Source organism: Staphylococcus sp. HMSC035D11, from assembly GCF_001836075.1.
Classification (GTDB): domain Bacteria; phylum Bacillota; class Bacilli; order Staphylococcales; family Staphylococcaceae; genus Staphylococcus; species Staphylococcus hominis.
Genome location: NZ_KV827285.1, coordinates 133,918 through 134,740, shown reverse-complemented (window position 1 = coordinate 134,740; position 823 = coordinate 133,918). Strand labels below are relative to the sequence as shown.

General features: G+C 29.3%; 1 protein-coding gene. It reads right to left on the bottom strand.

The window, feature by feature from the left end; translation table 11 throughout:
- On the bottom strand, positions 1-823 hold an 823-nt coding region (locus HMPREF2647_RS10575; RefSeq protein ID WP_141756762.1), incomplete at both ends, for a transposase.

Sequence of the window (823 nt, the reverse complement as noted above, 5' to 3'; positions counted from 1 at the left end):
AAATTTTTTGATTATTTTCAGCTCGTTGAGCTACTACTTTTCTTATATTAAGTGCCATTAATACAAAACCAAGTTCTCTTTTGACTTTATTGAGTCCTCGGACAGACATCCGAGTGAAACCCAAAATAGCCTTCATAAATCCAAAAACAGGTTCCACATCAATTTTTCTTTGACTGTAGATATTTTTTGTTTCTGGTTCTGAAAGCTTTTTGTTAATTTGGGATTTAAAATATTCCCAGTTATAATTCTTCATTATTTTTTTGTTTGTTTTTGAATTGAAGTTCATACATTGATTTTTTAAAGGACATTCTGAACAATCATCACATTCATATAATTTGAAGTCTCGCTTATAACCATACTTATCATGACGATAGGCATATCTTTTAAAACCTAGCCGTTTATTATTCGGACAAATGAATTCGTCATTAATTTCGTCATAGTTCCAATTTTGAGTATTAAAGATGTCACTTTTATATTTTTTAGTTTTATCTTTTATAAACATTCCATATGTTATGAGTGGCGTTCGATTAAAGTCATCTATAATTGCCTTATAATTTGATTCACTACCATAACCTGCATCAGCTACAATATATTCAGGTAAATGACCGTAGGTCTCTTGAATTGAATTTAAAAATGGAATCATCGTTCTAGTATCCGTTGGATTTTGATACACATTATAAGATAAAACAAATTGGGAATTTGTTGCTATTTGTAAATTATACCCTGGCTTAAGTTGTCCATTTTTCATGTGATCTTCTTTCATTCTCATAAATGTCGCATCATAATCTGTCTTAGAATAACTATTTCTATCCTTTAAAATAGA